The organism is Aeromicrobium sp., from assembly GCF_014378035.1.
Classification (GTDB): Bacteria; Actinomycetota; Actinomycetes; order Propionibacteriales; family Nocardioidaceae; genus Aeromicrobium.
Genome location: NZ_JACMOM010000311.1, coordinates 1 through 20,189, shown reverse-complemented (window position 1 = coordinate 20,189; position 20,189 = coordinate 1). Strand labels below are relative to the sequence as shown.

The window sequence follows — 20,189 nt, the reverse complement described above, 5'->3', positions numbered from 1 at the left end:
CGTGCAACGACACCAAGTACATCGTGCAGTTCCCCGAGGAGCGCATGATCTGGTCCTACGGCTCGGGTTACGGCGGCAACGCGCTGCTCGGCAAGAAGTGCTACTCGCTGCGCATCGCCTCGGTGATGGGCCGCGACGAAGGCTGGATGGCCGAGCACATGCTGATCCTCAAGCTCACCTCGCCCGACAACGTCGTCAAGTACGTCGCCGCGGCATTCCCGAGCGCGTGCGGCAAGACCAACCTCGCCATGATCACCCCCACCATCCCCGGCTGGAAGGCAGAGACCCTCGGCGACGACATCGCCTGGATCCGTGTCGGAGCCGACGGACGCCTCTACGCCGTCAACCCCGAGTTCGGCCTCTTCGGCGTCGCACCGGGCACCGGTTGGCAGACGAACCCGAATGCGATGGCTGCCATCGCCCAGGGCAACTCGGTCTTCACCAACGTGGCCCTCACCGATGACGGCGACGTCTGGTGGGAGGGCATGACCAAGGAGCAGCCGGCGCACCTGACCGACTGGAAGGGCAACGACTGGACGCCCGACAGCGACGAGCCGTCGTCACACCCGAACAGCCGCTTCTGCACGCCGATCACGCAGTGCCCCATCCTCGCCCCGGAGTACGCCGACCCCAACGGCGTCCCCCTCGACGCGATCCTGTTCGGCGGCCGCCGCAAGACCACGATCCCGCTGGTCACCGAGGCCCGCGACTGGGCCCACGGCACGTTCATGGGTGCCACACTCTCTTGGGAGACCACCGCTGCCGCGACCGGTGCCGTCGGCGTCGTGCGCCGTGATCCCATGGCGATGCTCCCGTTCATCGGCTCCGACGCCGGCGACTACCTGAACCACTGGATCAACATGGCCAAGAACAACGACGAGTCGAAGTTCCCGAAGATCTTCTACGTCAACTGGTTCCGTCGCGACGACGACGGGGGCTTCCTGTGGCCCGGCTTCGGCGAGAACAGCCGCGTGCTCAAGTACGTCGTCGACCGGCTGGAGGGCAACGTCGAAGCGCGCGAGACCCCGATCGGCCTGGTGCCCGCGCCCGGGGCGATCGACACCGACGGCCTGGACGTCTCTGACGACCAGCTCACCAAGGCACTGCGCGTCGACGTCGATGAGTGGAAGGCAGAGATCCCGCAGATCGACGAGTGGTTCGCAAAGTTCGGCGACACCCTGCCGGCCGTGCTCTGGACCGAGCTCGACGGGCTGAAGGGCCGACTCGACGCCTGACAGTGCGGGCTGGCCGGCGGCTCTGCCCACAGCGAACACGAGCCACGACCCGGAACAAGCGTCTCGTTGCTCAGGTTGAGCCCCTCAGACTCACGTTTGAGGAGACATCATGAGCGCTCTGCAGAAGTTCCCCGTCCTGGCCCTGGCTGACGTCGTCGTCCTGCCCGGCATGGTCGTTCCGATCGAGCTCGATGACGCCGCCCGTGCCGCCGTCGACGCTGCCCGCACCAGCAACGACGACCGGCTCCTGGTCGCGCCCCGGCTGGAGGACCGTTATGCGACGCACGGCGTCATCGCGACCATCCAGCAGGTCGGTCGCCTTCCCGGCGGTGGGCCCGGCGCGGTCCTGCAGGCCGAGCAGCGCGCGCACATCCAGGGCGGCGTGACCGGACCCGGTGCCGCCCTGTGGGTCGAGGCAGAGCTGCTCGACGACGCGCCCCTCACCGAGGCAGTGCGCGACCTCGCGACGGAGTACAAGGGCCTGCTTGTCACGATCCTGCAAAAGCGCAACGCTTGGCAGGTCATCGACTCCGTGCAGCGCCTGACCGATCCCGGCGCGCTTGCCGACACCGCCGGCTACGCGTCGTACCTCGAGCTCGAGCAGAAGCGTGAGCTCCTGGAGACCCCCGACGTCGAGGCGCGCCTCACGCTGCTCATCGAGTGGGCCCGCGCGTACCTCGCTGAGACCGAGGTCAACGAGAGCATTGCCGACTCGGTGCACGAGAGCATCGAGAAGAACCAGCGCGAGTTCCTGCTGCGTCAGCAGCTCGCCGCGATCCGCAAGGAGCTCGGCGACGACGAGCCCGAGGGCACGCAGGACTACCGCGTGCGCGTCGAGGAGGCTGACCTGCCCGACGACGTCCGCAAGGCTGCCCTCCGCGAGGTCGGCAAGCTCGAGCGTGGCACTGACCAGAGCCCCGAGGCCGGCTACATCCGCACGTGGCTCGACACCGTCCTCGAGCTTCCGTGGGGCGTGAAGACCGACGACACCACCGACGTCTCAGCCGCGAGGGTCGTGCTCGACGCTGACCACCACGGCCTTGACGACGTCAAGGACCGCATCGTGGAGTACCTCGCCGTGCGTGCCCGCCGCAGCGAGCGCGGGCTTCAGGTCGTCGGCGGACGCGGGTCGGGCGCTGTCATGGCCCTCGTCGGTCCTCCCGGCGTCGGCAAGACATCGCTCGGTGAGAGCGTGGCTCGCGCACTGGGACGCAACTTCGTCCGCGTCGCGCTCGGCGGAGTTCGCGACGAGGCCGAGATCCGCGGCCACCGACGGACGTACGTCGGAGCCCTCCCCGGGCGGCTCGTGCGCGCGATCGGCGAGGCCGGCTCGATGAACCCCGTCATCCTCCTCGACGAGATCGACAAGGTCGGTGCCGACTACCGCGGCGACCCCGCCGCAGCACTGCTCGAGGTTCTTGACCCGGCGCAGAACCACACGTTCCGCGACCATTACCTGGACCTCGACCTCGACCTGTCGGACGTCCTGTTCCTCGCGACGGCCAACGTCATCGAGTCGATCCCCCAGGCGCTGCTCGACCGCATGGAGCTGGTGCAGCTGGACGGCTACACCGAGGACGACAAGGTCGCGATCGCCCGTCAGTACCTCGCCCCCCGTCAGCTCGAGCGCGCCGCGTTGTCCGGCGACGAAGTCGAGATCACCGATGGTGCGCTGCGCGAGATCGCCACGTCCTACACCCGTGAGGCCGGCGTGCGGCAGATGGAGCGTCTGCTCGCCAAGGTGTTCCGCAAGGTGACCACGAAGCTTGCCGACCCCCACCTCGAGCTACCCGTCATCGTCAATGAGACGACGCTCGTCGACTACGTGGGCCGGCCGCGGTTCGTCCCCGAGGTCGCCGAGCGCACCGCTGTTCCCGGCGTGGCGACGGGTCTCGCCGTCACGGGGCTGGGCGGCGACGTCCTGTTCATCGAGGCGAGCGCCTACGACGGTGAGCGCGGGCTTGCCATCACCGGGCAGCTCGGCGACGTCATGAAGGAGTCTGCGCAGATCGCGCTGACGTACGTCCGGTCGCACGCCGAGACCCTCGGAATCGACCGTGACGCCCTCGAGCGGTCGATCCACCTGCACGTTCCGGCCGGCGCCGTGCCCAAGGACGGACCGTCCGCAGGCGTCACGATGGTCACGGCACTCACGTCGTTGGCGCTTGGACGCAAGGTGCGCGCCGACGTCGGCATGACCGGTGAGGTGACCCTCAACGGTCGGGTGCTGCCGATCGGTGGCGTGAAGCAGAAGCTCATGGCTGCCCAGCGAGCCGGCCTCCGGACCGTCTTCATCCCGGCCCGCAACGAGGTCGACCTCGTCGACGTCCCGGCCGAGGTGCTCGCCGAGCTCGATGTCCGCCCCGTGGCCGACGTCAGCGAGATCTTGGCGGCGGCGCTGGAACCCGCAAGCAACGTGGCCACGGCACAAGTCGCCTGACCCCCGGCAACCGCTCGCGAGCTGCGTGACTCGCGAGTGTGGCCGGGCGTCAGAGGGTGGCGTAGGCGGGCTTGATGATGTCGTTGATCAGCACGAGACGCTGGTCGAACGGCAGGAACGCGCTCTTCATGGCATTGACGGTGAACCAGCGCAGGTCGTCGATGCCGTACTCGAACGCGTCGACCAGGAGTGCGAGCTCTCTGCTCATCGAGGTGCCACTCATGAGTCGGTTGTCGCAGTTGACGGTGACCCTGAAACCGAGATCCTTGAGCTTGCCAATCGGATGGTCGGCGATCGACGTCATGCCCGGCACCGCGTTGGTCTGCAGGTTGGACGACGGGCACATCTCGAGCGGGATCCGTCGGTCGCGGATGTACGCGGCAAGGCGACCGAGCCTGGGGCCGCCGGGGGCGTCGAAATCGATGTCGTCGACGATGCGGACACCGTGCCCGAGCCGCTCGGCACCACAGCGCTGGATCGCCTGCCAGATGGAGGGCAGCCCGAACGCCTCACCGGCGTGGATCGTGAAATGGGCGTTCTCGCGACGCAGGAACTCGAACGCCTCGAGGTGAAGGATCGGCGGGAAGCCGTCCTCGGCACCGGCGATGTCGAAGCCCGCCACACCCCGATCGCGGAACTCCACCGCGATCTCGGCGATCTCCATGCCGCGCTTGGCGTGCCGCATCGCGGTGAGCAGCTGACCCACGACGATCGGGTGCCCCAGCGCTGCAGCCTCCTCACGCCCCTGCTCGATGCCGGTCTGCACCGCCTCCACCGTCTCGGGCAGCGTGAGGCCTGCCGAGAGGTGCTGCTCGGGAGCCCACCGCAGCTCGGCATAGACGCAGCCATCGAGCGCGAGGTCGACGACCGACTCCCGGGCGACGCGGGCGAGGTCCTCGGGCCGCTGCATGACGGCGACGGTGTGCACGAAGGTGTCGAGGTAACGCACCAACGAGCCCGAGTTCGATGACTCCTCGAACCACGCACTCAGTGCCTCCGCGCCCTCGGCGGGGAGGTCGTGGCCGATCTCGGAGGCGATCTCCACGATCGACGCGGGCCGCACGCCACCGTCGAGGTGCTCGTGCAGGGCGACCTTGGGGGCCTGTGCGATCTGTTCGCTGGTTGCTCTCACCGGCTCATCGTTTCACGAGGCCATCAGCAGGACGACAGTCTCAGCCACGCAAGCCGGCTTGTCCTGGCCCTTGATCTCCACGGTGTGCTGCAACGTGGCCCGCTGCCCCTTCTCGATCTTTTCGACCTCGAGCAGCTCGTCCCGGTCGCGGACCTTCGAACCGACGACGACCGGCGAGATGAAGCGAACCTTGTTGAGCCCGTAGTTGACCCTGGCCACATCGCCAGCGAAGGCATAGACCTGGGCGCCGAGGAACGGGAGCATCGACAACGTGAGGTAACCGTGCGCGATGGTGGCACCGAACGGCCCACCGGCTGCCCGTTCCGGGTCGACGTGGATCCACTGTCGATCGCCCGTCGCATCGGCGAAGAGATCGATTCGCTCCTGGGTGATGGCCACCCACTCGCTGACCCCGAGCTCTTCGCCGGCGGCCGCGGCGATCTCCGTGCTGTCGTTGAGCATGCGCATGGGTGCCAACCTAGCCAATCCGCTCGATGACGACAGACGACCCGCCCGCAGCGCCCTGCCCGATCGTGTACCCGCCCTCGAGGGCCGCCATCGCACGATCGAACCGCTCGGGGGTGTCGGTGTGCAGCGTCAGCAGCGGTTGTCCGGCGGTGACCGTGTCACCTGGCTTGGCGTGCATCGTGACACCGGCGGCGGCCTGCACCTTCTCTCCGGGCCGCGCCCGGCCCGCTCCGAGACGCCATGCCGCGACACCGACAGCGAGGGCGTCGAGCTGGAGCAGGGTGCCGCTCTCAGGCGCCTCGATGGTGTGCGTGTCCTTCGACGTCGGCAGCGTGGCGTCAGGGTCGCCGCCCTGCGCAGAGATCATCCGCTTCCACACGTCCATCGCCGCCCCGGACGCGAGGACGTGCGCGGGGTCGACGTCGTCCTTGCCGGCCGCCGCGAGCATCTCCCGGGCGAGGGCGAGGGTCAGCTCGACGACGTCGGACGGCCCGCCACCCGCGAGCACCTCGACCGACTCGGCAACCTCGCAGGCGTTGCCGGCGGTGGGCCCCAGCGGGGTGGACATGTCGGTCAGCAGCGCCACCGTCGTGACCCCCGCATCGTTGCCGAGGTCGACCATGATCTGACCCAATTCCCTGGCTTGGTCCTTGGTCTTCATGAACGCCCCCGAGCCGACCTTGACGTCGAGCACCAGGGCTCCGGTGCCCTCAGCGATCTTCTTGCTCATGATCGAGCTGGCGATCAGCGGGATCGCCTCGACCGTGCCGGTGACGTCACGCAGTGCGTACAGCTTCTTGTCGGCCGGGGCGAGCCCGTCGCCGGCCGCACAGATCACCGCGCCGACGTCTTCGAGCTGCGTCATGATCTCCCGGTTGGTGAGCGCCGCCCTCCACCCGGGAATCGACTCGAGCTTGTCGAGGGTGCCGCCGGTGTGGCCGAGGCCCCGGCCCGACAGCTGCGGCACGGCGACGCCGCACGCCGCGACGAGGGGCGCGAGCGGCAGGGTGATCTTGTCGCCGACCCCTCCGGTCGAGTGCTTGTCGGCGGTCTTCCACGACAGCGCAGAGAACTCCATGCGCTCGCCACTCGCGATCATCGCGGCGGTCCAGCGCGCAATCTCGCGACGGTTCATGCCATTCAGAAGAATCGCCATCGCCAGCGCAGACATCTGCTCGTCGGCGACGACCCCGCGTGTGTACGCGTCGACGACCCAGTCGATCTGGGCGTCGCCCAGCTCTGCCTTGTCACGCTTGGCCGCGATGACTTCGACGGCATCGAACGGTTCAGTCATGGGCGCGCTCCTGGTCAGCTGGTGTCCGGTCCGGTGAATCGACGGTTGGCTGAGCGGAGCTGGGCACGCGCTCTACGTCGATACGCTCGAATCCCCGCAGTACCCAGGTGGGACGCCGTGGCGCCTCGCCGACGAGGCGCAACGACGGGAACCGTCCGAGCAGGGTGCTCAGGCTGATCTGCAGCTCGAGGCGCGCGAGCGGCGCTCCGAGACAGAAGTGCAACCCCAGGCCGAAGCCGACATGGGGATTGGGGTCCCTCGACACGTCGAACGTGTCTGCCTTGTCGAAGACCTCCGCATCACGGTTGGCCGAGCCCATCAGGCACGCGATCTTCTCGCCCCTGCGAATCAGCTGCCCGCTGACGTCGACATCGGCCATCGCGGTGCGCTCGAAGAGCTGCAGGGGGGCGTCGAAGCGGATCAGCTCCTCGAGCGCTAGTTCGATGGGCACGTCTCCAGACGTGATGCGCGACATCTGCTCGGGATTGGTCAGCAGCGCGTGGAACCCGTTGCCGAAGACGTTGACCGACGCCTCGTGCCCGGCGTTGAGGAGCAGGACCACCGAGGCCACAAGCTCGTCGTCGTTGAGCTGTGCCACGCCGTCGCGCTCTGCCAGGAGGTCGCTGATCAGGTCGTCGCCCCGGTGCCCCGACGAGATGGTGGCGCGCCGGTCGGCCACGACCGCCCGCACATAGTCGGAGAACGCCGTGCTCGCCTCGATCGCGGCGGCCTTGACCAGTGCCCCGACATGGGGCTCGTACATGTGCACGATCGCCTGCGACCACGCGCGCAGCTGAACGTGATCGGCTCGCGGGACCCCGAGCAGGTCGGCGATCACGTAGACAGGCATGGGCTCGGCATAGTCACCGAGGACGTCGAAGCTGTCACCGAGGTCGTCGACCATCTGAGCGGCCAGCACCTCGATGCGGGGCCGCATCCGCTCGACGTGTCCCCGTGAGAACGACTTCGCCACCAGCCCCCGAAGCCTTGGATGGTCTTGTTCTGTGCAGTCCATCATCTGGTTGCGGTGCAGGGCGTTGAACGGTTCCATCTGGTGGGCCGGCTCCCAGTCGGTCCAGAGACGACCGAACCTGCGATCACGCAGCACCTGCGTGACGGACTCGTGCGTCGTCGCCAGCCACGTGCCCATCGGCTCGTGCCACAAGACCGGGCCGTTGGCGCGCAACGCTGCGAGCACCGGATAGGGGTCACGCAAAAAGGCAGGCGAACCGGTGTCGAGCTGGACCGCGTAGCGCGTCAACGCTCGACCAGGTCGTCGGCGTCGAAGGCGTCTGGCAGCACCTCGGTCATGGTCTTCACACCGTTCGGGGTCATGAGCTGCATGTCGGGTCCGCCGTTCTCCCAGAGCAGCTGCCGGCATCGACCGCACGGCATGAGGGGCTTGCCGTGCGCGTCGACGCAGGCCACCGCGACGAGCCGGCCGCCGCCCGTGGAGTGCAGCGCCGAGACCATGCCGCACTCGGCGCACAGCGCGACACCGTAGGCGGCGTTCTCGACGTTGCAGCCAAGCACGACTCGGCCGTCGTCGACGAGCCCGGCCGCTCCGACCTTGTAGCTCGAGTAAGGCGCGTAGGCGCGCTCCATGACCTGTGTCGCGTAACGCGCGAGCGCCTCCCAGTCGATCGGGTCGCCCGCCCCGGTGATCCCGAGCGCCGTCATCCGGCGCTGCCCTTGCGGTAGGGCTTTCCGTCGGCGGCCGGCATGCGCAGCCGTTGGGCGCCGAGCGCCAGCACGAAGAGCGTGGTCACGTAGGGCGTCATTCCGGCGAACTCGCGCGGCACCGTGTCGGTGAGCAGGAACCACGCACCCACGGCCACCCCGATCGCGCCGATGATCACGGCCCCGTGGATCTGCTTGCGGTATGCGCGCCACGCGGCGAAGCCGATGAGTCCGACGGCGACCAGGAGGAGAAGCGAGTGCACCGCATCAGTGTCGCGCAGGCGCAGCGCATCGGTGTAGCCGAAGGTCAGCGCTCCGATCAGCAGCCCCCCGGGGCGCCAGTTGCCGAAGATCATGGCGGCAAGTCCGATGTAGCCGCGCCCACCGGTCTGGCCGGTCGTGAACCCGCTCGACGACACGAGGGCCAGGAACCCACCGCCCATTCCGGCCAGCGCTCCGGAGATCAGCACGGCGACGTACTTGTAGCGGTAGACGTTGATGCCGAGGGTCTCCGCTGCCTGCGGGTTCTCACCGCACGAGCGCAGCCGCAGCCCGAATGCCGTGCGGAACAGGATCCACGCGGAGATCGCGACCAGCGCGAACACGACCAGGCTCAGTGTCGAGATACGGGTCGTGAGTGCTGCCAGGGCCGAGGCGACGTCGGACACCACGAACCAGTGTCTGTCGGCGAGGTTGAGTGCCGCGTCAGAGATGCCGGGGATCGTGATGTTGGTCGGTGTGTCCAGCCCGTTGAGCTGCCGCGGTCCGCCACCCTGGAGGTCGGTGAAGGTCGCCTCCGCGAGATAGGTCGTGGCCCCCAGACCGATCAGGTTGATCGCGACTCCGGACACGATGTGGTCGACGCCGAAGGTGACGGTCGCGATGGCGTGCAGCAAACCGCCCACGAGCCCCAGCAGAGCCGCGCCGATGATGCCCACCCACGGTCCGTAGTGGTAGGTGAAGAACGCGGCGCCCCACGTGCCCATGATCATCTGGCCCTCGAGGCCGATGTTGACGACGCCGGCGCGTTCGGCCCACAGGCCACCGAGTCCGGCCAGGAGGATCGGGCAGGTCGCGATGATCGCGGCGCGGATCGTTCCGGGCGACGTGAGGTCGTCGGTGCCGGTCAGGATGCGCACCAGTGACACGAGCGCGATGATGCCGAGGGCCACGAGGAACCAACGCGAAGCGAGCTTGCTCATCATGCGCTGGCCTTCGTCGGTGCGGCCAGCTCGTGGGCGACGGCCCGCTGCTCGAAGCTCGCGCGCCATCGCCGCACCACCTCGTAGGCGATGACGACGGCGAGGACAGCGACCCCCTGCGTGATCTGGACGATGCTCGGCGAGACATCAGTGCTGAACGTGAGGGTGTTGGACTGTGCCGACAGGAAGGCGAACAGGACCGCACCGAAAAGCATGCCGAGGGGGCGGTTGCGACCCAGCAGCGCCACGGCGATTCCGAGGAACCCCAGCCCCGACTGGAAGGCGGTGCCGTAGGAGCCCGCCGACCCGAACAGCGCCGGCATCCAGATCAGTCCTGCAACCCCGCCCGACAGCATCATCGAGATCAGGATCATCCGCTTGGGGTTGACGCCGCTGGCCAGCGCCGCGGTCTGCGACTGTCCGCTGGCACGCAGGTCGAAACCGAACCGGGTCTTGTTGAGCAGGACCCAGAAACCGATACCGACGAGGACCGCCACCAGGGCCAGGCTCCACACCTGTCCGTCGCGGGGCTCGTAGGGCGTGAAGCCGCCGACCATCGAGCTGTCCTTGATCTTGGTCGTGTAGACGGCGTTGCCGGCCTTGACGCCGTAGCGGTTGAGGAAGTACCCGACCAGCGTGACGGCGATGGCGTTGAGCATGATCGTCGAGATGACTTCACTGACCCCACGGGTCGTCTTGAGGAGACCTGCGATGCCCGACCACACGGCACCGACGACGACCGCGACCAGCAGCGACACGGCGACGTTGGCGAATCCACTGAGGTAGGCCGCTCCGGCGAACGACGCCGCCGCGAAGGAGGCGATCGTGTACTGACCCTCGACGCCGATGTTGAACAGGCCCATACGGAAGCCGATCGCCGCAGCGACTGCTGAGATGTAGATCAGTGCTGTCTGGTTGATGACGTTGACCCGTAGGCGCGGCAGCGGATTGCTGAACATGGCCGACCAGAAGTCGCCCGGAGAGCTGCCGACAGCGGCGATGACGACGGTCGTCACCACGACACTCACCACGACGGCGACGAGTGGAGCCAGCAGTGACAGGCCGATGGACTTCGCCCGGTTCATGCGTGGTCACCGCCCGTCATGGCGGTACCGAGGTCCTGAGGGGTCACCGTCGCCGGGTCGAACGTGCCGACGAAGCGTCCGCGGAGGATCACCTGGATCGTGTCGGAGAGCCCGATCAGCTCATCGAGGTCAGCCGAGATCAGCAGCACCGCCAGACCGGCACGTCGGGCCGTCTTGATGTGGTCCCAGATCGCCGCCTGGGCGCCGACGTCGACGCCACGCGTGGGGTGGGACGCGATGAGAAGGACGGGATTGCCACTCATCTCGCGGCCGACGATGAACTTCTGCTGGTTGCCACCCGACAGAGCCCGCGCAGGCGTGTCGATGCCCGGCGCGCGGACGTCGTACTCCCGCATGATCCGGGTGGTGTCCTTGCGCGCACCGGAACGGTTGATCCAGGGCCCCTTGGCGCTGGGTTCGACTGTCTGGTGGCCCAGCATGCGGTTCTCCCACAGTGGCGCGTCGAGCAGCAGCCCGTGGCGCTGCCGATCCTCCGGGATGTACCCGATGCCTGCCTCGCGGAGCTGGCGGGTGTGCCAGTGGGTGACGTCTTGGGTGTTGAGGGTGATGCGACCGGACGTGGGGATCCGCATGCCCATGATGGTCTCGACCAGCTCGGACTGCCCGTTGCCCTCGACACCGGCGATGCCCAACACCTCGCCGCGATGGATCGTCAGCGACAGGTCCGTCAGCAGGTTACGGCCGAACTCGTCGGTCAGCGTGACACCGGCGAGGGTCAGCTCCTCGGTGTCGGTGACGGTCGACTCCCCCGTCTCGGGCGACGGCAGCTCGGAGCCCACCATCATCTCGGCCAGCTGCCGCTTGGTCGCGGTCTTGGGATCTGCGGTGCCGACAGTCGTGCCGCGACGCATCACCGTGATGTCATCGGCGATTGCAAGCACCTCGTCGAGCTTGTGGGAGATGAACAGGACGGAGTTTCCTGCGCTGATCAGCTCGCGGAGGTTGACGAACAGAGCGTCGACCTCCTGCGGCACCAAGACGGACGTGGGCTCGTCGAGGATGATGATGCTGGCACCCCGGTACAGGACCTTGGCGATCTCCAGACGCTGGCGGTCAGCCACACCCAGCTTCTCGACCAAGGTGTCTGGCTCGAGCTCGAATCCGAAGCGGTCGGAGATGCGCGTGATCTCGGCACGCGCTGCGCCACCGATGCCGTGCAGCTTCTCGGCACCGAGGACGATGTTCTCGAGCACCGAGAGATTGTCCGCAAGCATGAAGTGCTGGAAGACCATGCCCACGTGGTGCTCGATCGCGGCGGTCGGGGTCTTGAGGACGACCTCTTCCCCGTTGATCCGGATCGTGCCCTCGTCGGGCCGCTGAACGCCGTAGAGGATCTTCATCAACGTCGACTTGCCCGCCCCGTTCTCTCCGATCAACGCGTGAACGGTGCCAGGCCGGATCGTGAGATCGACGGACTGGTTGGCGATCACTCCGGGGAATCTCTTGCCGATCCCCCGCAGCTCGACGGCTGCTTGCGTCACACGGACACCTCTCCCTACGTCTTGTCCCGAGGCTTGGCTCGTGAAGACTCTACTGACCCGAAAGTGCCGGACCTGAGCCAGACGCGCTGGCGCCCGGCCCAGGTCCGACGGTGTCACGGTGTGCTCTACGGCGCGGTGGGCACCTTGATGTCGCCCGCGACGATCTTCGCCTTGTAGCCCTCGAGGTCCGAGGTGATGTCGTCGATGAAGCCACCGGAGGTGGAGTAGCCGACGCCATCGTTCTTGAGGTCGTAGGTCACATAGCTCGTGACCGGCTTGCCCGCGTCGACCGACTTGATGAAGTCCAACGTCGCGACATCGACACGCTTGAGCGCCGAGGTCAGGATGTGTGGCTTCTGCGCGTTGGTAGCCGTGAGGTACTGGTCGGAGTCGACTCCGATGGCGAACTTGCCATCGCCCGCCTCGACCGCGGCGTCGAAGATGCCCGACCCCGAGTTGCCGGCAGCGTGGTAGACGATGTCGGCGCCCTTGTCGAACTCACCCGTTGCGGCCGCTTTGCCACCGGCTGAGTCGTTGAAGCCCTTGAGGTTGGACTCCTCGATGTACGCGACCTCGACCTTGATGTCGGGCTTGGCAGCCTTGGCCCCGGCCACGTAGCCCGCTTCGAAGCCCTGGATCAGCGCGTTGTTGACGCCACCGACGAAGCCGATGGTGCCGGACTTGCTCTTCTCGGCCGCTGCGACACCGGCGAGGAAGGAACCCTCGTTGGCGGCGAAGGTCAGGTAGGCGACATTGGCGTTGGGGGTCTTGTCCGGGTCGAAGCCGTCGACGATCGCGAAGTTGACATCAGGGAAGTCAGGAGCGACCTTGTTGACCGAGTCGGCGTAGGCGAAGCCGACGCCGACGATCGCGGTGGCGCCGCTCTCAGCGAAATTGCGCAGACGATCCTCGCGGGCGGACTCCGCCTCACCATCGGTGGCCTCGCCCTCGACGCACGTTGCGCTGAAGTCGGAGACGGCCTTCTCGAGACCGGCATAGGCCGAGTCGTTGAAGGACTGGTCGCCGCGGCCACCCACGTCGTAGGCAAGACCGATCTTCGGCCCGTCACCCTTGGCCGTCTTGCAGACGTCCTTGTTTGCGCTGGGCTTGCCGCCCGAGCCGCCATTGCTGCCGCTGCTGTCACTGCTTCCGCAGCCCGCGAGGGCTAGCGTGGCGACGGCTGCGACGGCTGAAAACTTGGTCAATCGACGCAAAATTCCTCCTCAGTACTGAGCCGGAAACCCGGCACGTGGTCCGAACCCTAGTGGCCGTGTGGCGCACGGGGGAGAGCCACAGGTGTATTGGCGAGGCCCTATACCGATTTGTAACCTCAGCACCGCTCAGCCGGTGGTTCAGGACACCGCAGCGCAGGCCAGGACCTTGGCTCCGACGGCGATCGCCCGCTCGTCGATACGCAGGTTGCCCTGGTGCAGGTCGTACGTCGGCCCGTCGGGCGTGCGCGTGCCGAGCCGTCCCATGGCGCCGGGAACGGCCTCGACGTACCAGGCGAAGTCCTCCCCGCCCAGGCTCTGCGCCGTGGACGCGACGCCGCTCGGTCCGATCGCGTCGGTGACTGCCCGACGGAGGATCTCGGTGGCGCCGAAGTCGTTGACGACCGGCGGCACACCGCGGATGTAGGTGACGTCGGCGCTCACGCCGAACGGCTCGATGATGTCGCTGATCAGCCCCCGGACGAGGTGCTCGGCCTGGTGCCATGCCGCGGAGTCGAGCATGCGCAACGTGCCGCTGAGCTCGCCGGTCGACGGTATGACGTTGGAGGCGTTGCCCGAGTGAATCTGCCCCCACACCATGCTCGCGCCGGCACGGGGGTCGAATCGACGCGACAGCACTGCGGGCAGCTGCGTCAGGAGGCTGCCGAGGGCGTACGTGAGGTCTTCGGTCAGGTGCGGTCGAGATGTGTGCCCGCCGCGACCGCTGAGCTGGACGTGGATCTGGTCGGACGCGCCGGTGATGGGGCCCTCGCGCAGACCAACCTGGCCGACGTCGAGCGAGGGGTCGCAGTGCAGGGCGAAGATGCGAGACACACCTTTGAGCACACCCGCCGAGAGGAGCCGGAGAGCCCCACCGGGCATGACCTCCTCGGCGGGCTGGAAGATCATTCGCACCCGGACGGGCAACGTGTGCTCGGCTTGCGCCTGCGCCAGGGCCACGCTGGCGCCGAGCAGGGCGGCGATGTGGACGTCGTGACCGCAGGAGTGAGAGACGCCCGGAATGCTCGACCGCCACGGGTCCTGAGATGTGTCGGTGACCGGGAGTCCGTCGAGGTCGGCGCGCAAGGCCACGATGGGTCCACCGTCCGGCCCGATCTCGGCCATCAGCCCGGTGCCCTCGAAGCGCTCGTACGAGATGCCGCTCTTGTCCATCCAGGTCGCCACGAGATCGGTGGTGCGCTCCTCGTGCCATGACAGCTCGGGATACGCGTGCAGCTCGCGGCGGACCTCGATGAGGTCGGGCGTGACGATGTCAACCGATCTCGCGAGTGACTCCGCCATGGACATGTCGTCAGGATATCGCTTCTGCGGCCGCCGCCGCCGGGTCAGGCGTTCTGCGCTTCGAGAGTCTTGGTGATCTGCTCCACCGTCTCGTCCGCGAGCGCGTCGAGCTTGCCCTTCACGACGAAAGGAGCGACGAACTTGATGATGCCGTGGAACTGGAAGTCTGCTCGGTAGCGAATCTGCGTGCGGTCACCGTCACGGGTGAACGTCATGCTGTCGGTGGCGGTCGCCGTCTTGTTCCTGCCCCGGCACGAGAAGAAGGTGGGAGCGTCGTGGCCGATCGTCTCGTACGCCAGCTCGGTCTCGCGCCCCATGAACTGTGACCGGTTGGCGTAGGTCGTGCCGATGCCACCGTCGCCACCGGTGCGTCGCGTCTCGAGCGTTCCGGGGTCCCACTGGTTGGTGTTCTCAAAATCAGACAGGTAGGCGAATACTGCCTCAATGGGCCTGGACACCGTGAATGTTCGCTCGACGTGCATACCCCCACGGTAGATTGCGGGCCGCCGTCCGCAACTCGTCGTTCTGCACGTCCTCGCGCGAGGCGTACCACGCGGTGGCCACGATGATGCCGACCAGCGAGACCGCACCACCGCCGATCAACATCCATCGAGCACCGAACGCCTCTCCGACCCAGCCGACCAAGGGTGAGCCGAACGGCGAGCCGCCGAGGAAGATCATCAGGTACAGCGCAGCGACACGTCCGCGCATCATGGGGCTCGACGTCATCTGGATCATGGCGTTCGCCGACGTGACCATCGTGAGCGCGCACAAGCCCAGCACCGGCAGGATCGCCGCGAACGTGACGTAGCTCGGCATCAGCCCCGACGCGATCTCGACCAGGCTGAATGCACCACCGGCGAGCACGACGAAGCGCAGCCGCGGCTTGGTACGGCGGGCCGCGAGGAGCGCACCGCCCAACGAGCCGAACGCCATGATGGAGGCCAACAGGCCGTACTCGCCGGCTCCCTTGTGGAAGACCTCGGTCGCCATCAGTGCGCTCGTCATCTGGAAGTTCATCCCGAACGTCCCGACGAAGAACACGCAACACATGATCAGCACGAGATCAGGCCGTGAGCGAACGTACGTCACACCTTCGCGCACAGCCCCCTTGCGCGTGCCGACGATGGGCGATGGGCGCAGCCGCGTGCCATCGAGCAGCTGCAGCGAGATGAACACCGCGACATAGCTGATCGCGTTGACCAGGATGACCCAGCCAGCGGCTCGCGTGCCTGAGCCGAGGGCTGCGATGAGCACGCCGGCGAGGGCGGGGCCGATCATGCGGGCGACGTTGAAGGACGCCGAGTTCAGCCCGACGGCGTTGGCCAGGTCGTCCCGGCCGACGATCTCGACCACGAACGACTGGCGCGCCGGTGCGTCGAATGCGGTGCCGATGCCGAACACGAATGCCAGGACGTAGACATGCCACGTCTGGACGACGCCGGTGACGGCGAGCATGCCCAACATCGCAGCCGGAGCTGCCATGGCGAGCTGGGTGAATCGCAGGATGGTGCGCTTGGGGACGCGGTCGGCGACAACGCCGGCGATCGGCGAGAGCAGCAACGCCGGAAGCAGCTGCAAGCCCGTCACGATGCCGAGGGCCGTGCCGCTGTGGGTCAGCTGGAGCACGAGCCAGTCCTGCGCGACGCGCTGCATCCACGTGCCGGTGTTCGAGATGATCGAGCCGGCCATGTAGACGCGGTAGTTGCGAATTGCCAGGGCTTGGAACATGGGGCTCATGTGTTGGCCAGCTTCTCCAGCAGGGCGGTCGCCTCCCGCAGGGTCTTGCGTTCCGGCGTGGTGAGCTGGGCGAGGCGGTGGTCGAGCCATTCATCACGTCGGGCACGCTCGGCGGCCAGAGTTGCCTCACCCTTGTCGGAGACCGAGATCAGCACCTGCCGGCCGTCGTCGGGATGCGGCTCGCGCCGCGCGAGACCCTCATCGACCAGGCAACTGAGAGTGCGGGTGATGGAGGGGGGCCGGACGCGCTCGTGCGCCGCGATCGCGCTCGGCGTCGACGGTCCGAGCGTGCGCACTGCACCGAGCACCGAGAGCTGCGTGGGGGTCAGATCGGTCTTGCGCTCCTGGCGCAACCGACGGTTGAGCCGAGCCACCGCACGAGCGAGGTGATGCGAGTCGGTGGGCACATCCTTAGCATAACAAATTACCCATGCTAACGAAAATCCTTCGTCGGCTGAGCGGTCAGCTCGGGTTGAGTCTCTTCTTCAAGAAGGCGACGACCTTCGTGCGGGCCTCACGTGCCGGATGGCCATCGGCGTCACGCATCTCGTGGGTCAGCACCGAGTGGGCCGAGGACGAGAACCCTCCCGCGTTGCCCTTGGACGAGTCGAGCTCGATGACCTCGAAGGCGTCGCCGAGCTGCTCCGCCAGCGCCTTGAAGCGCAAAGGAGACACTGCCTTGTCCTCGCTGAACCGCAGACCCATCACGCAGAGGCCGTCGTTCTCAGTGCGCGCCTTGACGGTGGTGAGCTCCTCAGATGACAGACCGACATCAGCCTGGCGCTTCCTGCCCAGTGGGAAGGGCACGGAGGGCTGACTCATGACCGGTGCGATCACCGAGTCGTCGACGGCTGCCGCAAGTGCGAAGCCGCCGGTGAAGCACATGCCGATCACCCCGACGCCCTTGCCGGGTGTGCGGGCATCCAGGGCGCGGGCCACCCCGCGCAGGTACTCGCTCACGGGCCGGGCCGCCCCGGTGGCGAAGGCGCGGAACTCCGACGCGACGCACAGCTTGGCAACGACCCCGGCGACATAGGCGGGCGACATGGCCCGCCCCGGCGTCCCGAACAGGGACGGCACGACCACGGTGAATCCGGACTCGACGAGGTGCTCCGCCAGGCCGAGCACCTCGGGCGTCATTCCGGGGATCTCGGGTATGAGCACGACACCGGGGCCCGAACCCTTCTCGTAGCAGTCGTGGGTGATCGCACCCACCGTGAACGGGACGACCGTCCAGCCGTCGAGGGTGCCTGTGGGCGCAGAAGTCATGCCGAGAGCCTAGGGCCGGCCGGACGGTCCCACCTGCCGACCCACGACGTCATCGGTGTCGAGGGCTCAATTCCCCGACACCGATGACGCTCACGTGCGTCAGGCCTTGCCGCTGGCCAATGCACCCAGGAGGTCGCGGTTCAGACGGCTGATGGTGTCGAGCGGGATGCCCTTGGGACAAGCCGCAGTGCACTCACCGATGTTGGTGCAGCCTCCGAAGCCTTCGTGGTCGTGCTGCTCGATCATGCCGATGACCCTCGACTCGCGCTCGGGCTGGCCCTGGGGCAGCAGTCCGAGGTGCGTGATCTTGGCCGCGGTGAAGAGCATCGCCGAGCCGTTGGGGCACGCCGCCACACAGGCGCCGCAGCCGATGCAGGCGGCCGACTCGAAGGCATGGTCGGCGTCCTCCTTGCGGACCGGCAGGTTGTTGGCCTCGGGCGCTGACCCGGTCGGCGCACTGATGTAGCCACCAGCCTGGATGATCCGGTCGAAAGCCGTGCGATCGACCACAAGATCCTTGATGACCGGGAACGCGCCGGCGCGCCAAGGCTCGACGTCGATGACAGCGCCGTCCTCGAAGCTGCGCATGTGCAGCTGGCAGGCCGTGGCGACCTCGGGCCCGTGGGCCACGCCGTTGATGACCACGCCGCACGATCCGCAGATGCCCTCACGGCAGTCATGATCGAACGCGATCGGCTGATCGCCCGAGAGAGTCAGCTGCTCGTTGAGCACGTCCAGCATCTCAAGGAACGACATGTCCGCGCTGACGTCCTCGAGGCCGTAGGTGACCATCTTGCCTTTTTCATCAGCGTTCTTCTGACGCCATACCCGAAGGGTGATGTTCACTTGTAGCTCCTGGACTTCATCTCGACGTACTCGTACTCCAACGGTTCCTTGTGCAGGGTCGGCATCTCGCCGCCGAACTCCCACGCCGAGACGTAGGCGTACTCGTTGTCGTGACGCAGCGCCTCACCGTCCTCGGTCTGGCTCTCTGTTCGGAAATGCCCACCACACGACTCTCGACGCTGCAAGGCATCGATGCACATCAGCTCGCCAAGCTCGAGGAAGTCGGCAACCCGTCCGGCGCGCTCGAGGGTCTGGTTGAGCTCCTCGTTCACACCGGACACCTTGACGTTCGACCAGAATTCCGCCTTGAGGTCACGGATCATGCCGATGGCCTTGACCAGCCCCTCCTCGGAGCGCTCCATGCCGCAGTAGTCCCACATGATCTGGCCGAGCTGCTTGTGGAAGGAGTCGACGGTGCGGTTGCCGTTGATGGAGAGGAACTTGTCGATGCGCTGCTGGACCGCCTCCAGCGCCTCGAGGACGGCCGGATGTTGTTCGTCGACCTTGTCGTACGGTCCGTCGGCCAGGTAATTGGCCAACGTGTAGGGAAGGACGAAGTAGCCGTCGGCCAAGCCCTGCATCAATGCGGAGGCGCCGAGGCGGTTGGCCCCGTGCTCGGAGAAGTTGGCCTCACCGGCGACGAACAGTCCGGTGAGGTTGCTCTGCAGGTCGTAGTCGACCCAGAGACCGCCCATCGTGTAGTGCACCGCCGGGTAGATGCGCATCGGCTGCTCGTACGGGTTCTCACCGGTGATCTGCGCATACATCTCGAAGAGGTTGCCGTACTTGGCCTCGACGGCCGGACGTCCCAGACGCTCGATGGCCTCAGCGAAGTCGAGATAGACACCCAGCCCACCGGGGCCGACACCCCTGCCGTCGTCGCACTGGTACTTGGCAGCGCGCGATGCGATGTCGCGAGGTACCAGGTTGCCGAACGCCGGGTAGATGCGCTCGAGGTAGTAGTCGCGCTCGTCCTCGGGGATGTCGCTGGCGAGACGATCGTCGCCCGCTTTCTTGGGCACCCAGATGCGGCCGTCGTTGCGAAGTGACTCCGACATCAGGGTGAGCTTGGACTGGTAGTCACCGCTCACCGGGATGCAGGTCGGGTGGATCTGCGTGTAGCAGGGATTGGCGAAGTAGGCACCCTTGCGGTGTGCGCGCCACGTGGCCGTGGTGTTGCTGCCCATCGCGTTGGTCGACAGGAAGAAGACATTGCCGTAGCCACCGGAGGCGAGCACGACCGCATCGGCTGTGTGGGTCTCGATGTCACCGGTGACCATGTCGCGGACGACGATGCCGCGAGCCCGGTCGTCGACCATGATCAGCTCGAGCATCTCGTGGCGGGTGTTCATCTTCACGGTGCCGGCCGCGATCTGACGCTCGAGCGCCTGGTAGGCGCCGAGCAGGAGCTGCTGGCCGGTCTGGCCGCGGGCATAGAACGTACGTGAGACCTGCACGCCACCGAACGAACGATTGTCGAGCAGACCGCCGTACTCGCGGGCGAACGGGACGCCTTGGGCGACGCACTGGTCGATGATGTTGACCGACACCTGCGCGAGCCGGTAGACGTTGGACTCGCGCGAGCGGAAGTCGCCGCCCTTGACCGTGTCGTAGAAGAGGCGGTGGACGGAGTCGCCGTCCTCCTTGTAGTTCTTCGCGGCGTTGATGCCACCCTGGGCCGCGATCGAGTGCGCGCGGCGCGGCGAGTCGTGGAACGTGAACGCCTCGCCCTGGTAACCGAGTCCACCGAACGTGGCAGCGGCCGACGCTCCGGCCAGACCGG

18 protein-coding genes are annotated in these 20,189 nt (G+C 67.1%); 2 read left to right on the top strand and 16 right to left on the bottom strand.

What is annotated here, in order from left to right:
* Window positions 1–1,235: phosphoenolpyruvate carboxykinase (GTP) (locus tag H7290_RS16230; protein ID WP_290515062.1), on the top strand; the 1,235-nt coding region annotated here is incomplete at its 5' end.
* Window positions 1,236–1,344: 109 nt separating this feature from the next.
* Window positions 1,345–3,675 carry an endopeptidase La gene (lon, locus tag H7290_RS16225; protein ID WP_290515061.1) on the top strand — a complete coding sequence of 777 codons (2,331 nt, stop codon included), beginning with the start codon at window positions 1,345–1,347 and terminating at the stop codon, window positions 3,673–3,675.
* 49 nt (window positions 3,676–3,724) lie between these two features.
* Here the strand turns inward: lon and H7290_RS16220 are convergent, their stop codons facing one another.
* From H7290_RS16220 to H7290_RS16145, 16 genes are all read right to left on the bottom strand, one after another.
* Window positions 3,725–4,807 (bottom strand): adenosine deaminase, encoded by a 1,083-nt coding sequence (locus H7290_RS16220; RefSeq protein ID WP_290515060.1) that lies wholly within the window; start codon window positions 4,805–4,807, stop codon window positions 3,725–3,727.
* Window positions 4,808–4,819: 12 nt separating this feature from the next.
* Window positions 4,820–5,275: a MaoC family dehydratase gene (locus tag H7290_RS16215; RefSeq protein WP_290515059.1), complete on the bottom strand. Its 456-nt coding sequence runs from the start codon at window positions 5,273–5,275 to the stop codon at window positions 4,820–4,822.
* A gap of 10 nt (window positions 5,276–5,285) precedes the next feature.
* On the bottom strand, window positions 5,286–6,569 hold the full coding sequence (locus H7290_RS16210) for a thymidine phosphorylase (protein ID WP_290515058.1): 1,284 nt from the start codon (window positions 6,567–6,569) through the stop codon (window positions 5,286–5,288).
* Complete coding sequence (locus tag H7290_RS16205) at window positions 6,562–7,830, bottom strand: cytochrome P450 (RefSeq protein WP_290515057.1); 1,269 nt, start codon at window positions 7,828–7,830, stop codon at window positions 6,562–6,564. Before H7290_RS16205 ends, H7290_RS16210 begins: the two co-directional genes overlap by 8 nt.
* The gene (locus H7290_RS16200; protein WP_290515056.1) at window positions 7,827–8,249 is read right to left on the bottom strand and encodes a cytidine deaminase; all 423 of its coding nucleotides are present in this window, start codon (window positions 8,247–8,249) and stop codon (window positions 7,827–7,829) included. Before H7290_RS16200 ends, H7290_RS16205 begins: the two co-directional genes overlap by 4 nt.
* Window positions 8,246–9,454, bottom strand: a complete 1,209-nt coding sequence (locus H7290_RS16195) for an ABC transporter permease (RefSeq protein ID WP_290515055.1) — start codon at window positions 9,452–9,454, stop codon at window positions 8,246–8,248. Before H7290_RS16195 ends, H7290_RS16200 begins: the two co-directional genes overlap by 4 nt.
* On the bottom strand, window positions 9,451–10,536 hold the full coding sequence (locus tag H7290_RS16190; RefSeq protein WP_290515054.1) for an ABC transporter permease: 1,086 nt from the start codon (window positions 10,534–10,536) through the stop codon (window positions 9,451–9,453). The genes H7290_RS16195 and H7290_RS16190 overlap by 4 nt, the downstream gene beginning before the upstream one ends.
* Window positions 10,533–12,038 (bottom strand): ABC transporter ATP-binding protein, encoded by a 1,506-nt coding sequence (locus H7290_RS16185; protein ID WP_290515053.1) that lies wholly within the window; start codon window positions 12,036–12,038, stop codon window positions 10,533–10,535. Before H7290_RS16185 ends, H7290_RS16190 begins: the two co-directional genes overlap by 4 nt.
* Window positions 12,039–12,163: 125 nt before the next feature.
* Window positions 12,164–13,243, bottom strand: coding sequence for a BMP family ABC transporter substrate-binding protein (locus H7290_RS16180; protein WP_290515052.1), 1,080 nt, complete (start codon window positions 13,241–13,243; stop codon window positions 12,164–12,166).
* A gap of 147 nt (window positions 13,244–13,390) precedes the next feature.
* Window positions 13,391–14,557 carry an amidohydrolase gene (locus tag H7290_RS16175; protein ID WP_290515051.1) on the bottom strand — a complete coding sequence of 389 codons (1,167 nt, stop codon included), beginning with the start codon at window positions 14,555–14,557 and terminating at the stop codon, window positions 13,391–13,393.
* A gap of 38 nt (window positions 14,558–14,595) precedes the next feature.
* The gene (locus tag H7290_RS16170) at window positions 14,596–15,033 is read right to left on the bottom strand and encodes an SRPBCC family protein (RefSeq protein ID WP_290515050.1); all 438 of its coding nucleotides are present in this window, start codon (window positions 15,031–15,033) and stop codon (window positions 14,596–14,598) included.
* Window positions 14,993–16,291 carry an MFS transporter gene (locus H7290_RS16165; protein WP_290515049.1) on the bottom strand — a complete coding sequence of 433 codons (1,299 nt, stop codon included), beginning with the start codon at window positions 16,289–16,291 and terminating at the stop codon, window positions 14,993–14,995. The genes H7290_RS16170 and H7290_RS16165 overlap by 41 nt, the downstream gene beginning before the upstream one ends.
* Entirely contained in the window at window positions 16,288–16,698 is a 411-nt protein-coding gene (locus tag H7290_RS16160) for a MarR family transcriptional regulator (RefSeq protein WP_290515048.1), read from the bottom strand. The genes H7290_RS16165 and H7290_RS16160 overlap by 4 nt, the downstream gene beginning before the upstream one ends.
* 55 nt (window positions 16,699–16,753) lie before the next feature.
* Window positions 16,754–17,560, bottom strand: coding sequence for a dienelactone hydrolase family protein (locus H7290_RS16155; RefSeq protein WP_290515047.1), 807 nt, complete (start codon window positions 17,558–17,560; stop codon window positions 16,754–16,756).
* 99 nt (window positions 17,561–17,659) lie between these two features.
* On the bottom strand, window positions 17,660–18,406 hold the full coding sequence (locus H7290_RS16150) for a succinate dehydrogenase/fumarate reductase iron-sulfur subunit (RefSeq protein ID WP_290515046.1): 747 nt from the start codon (window positions 18,404–18,406) through the stop codon (window positions 17,660–17,662).
* Window positions 18,403–20,189, bottom strand: a 1,787-nt coding sequence (locus H7290_RS16145; RefSeq protein ID WP_290515045.1) for a fumarate reductase/succinate dehydrogenase flavoprotein subunit, incomplete at its 5' end; no start/stop codon positions are given. The genes H7290_RS16150 and H7290_RS16145, both read right to left, overlap by 4 nt.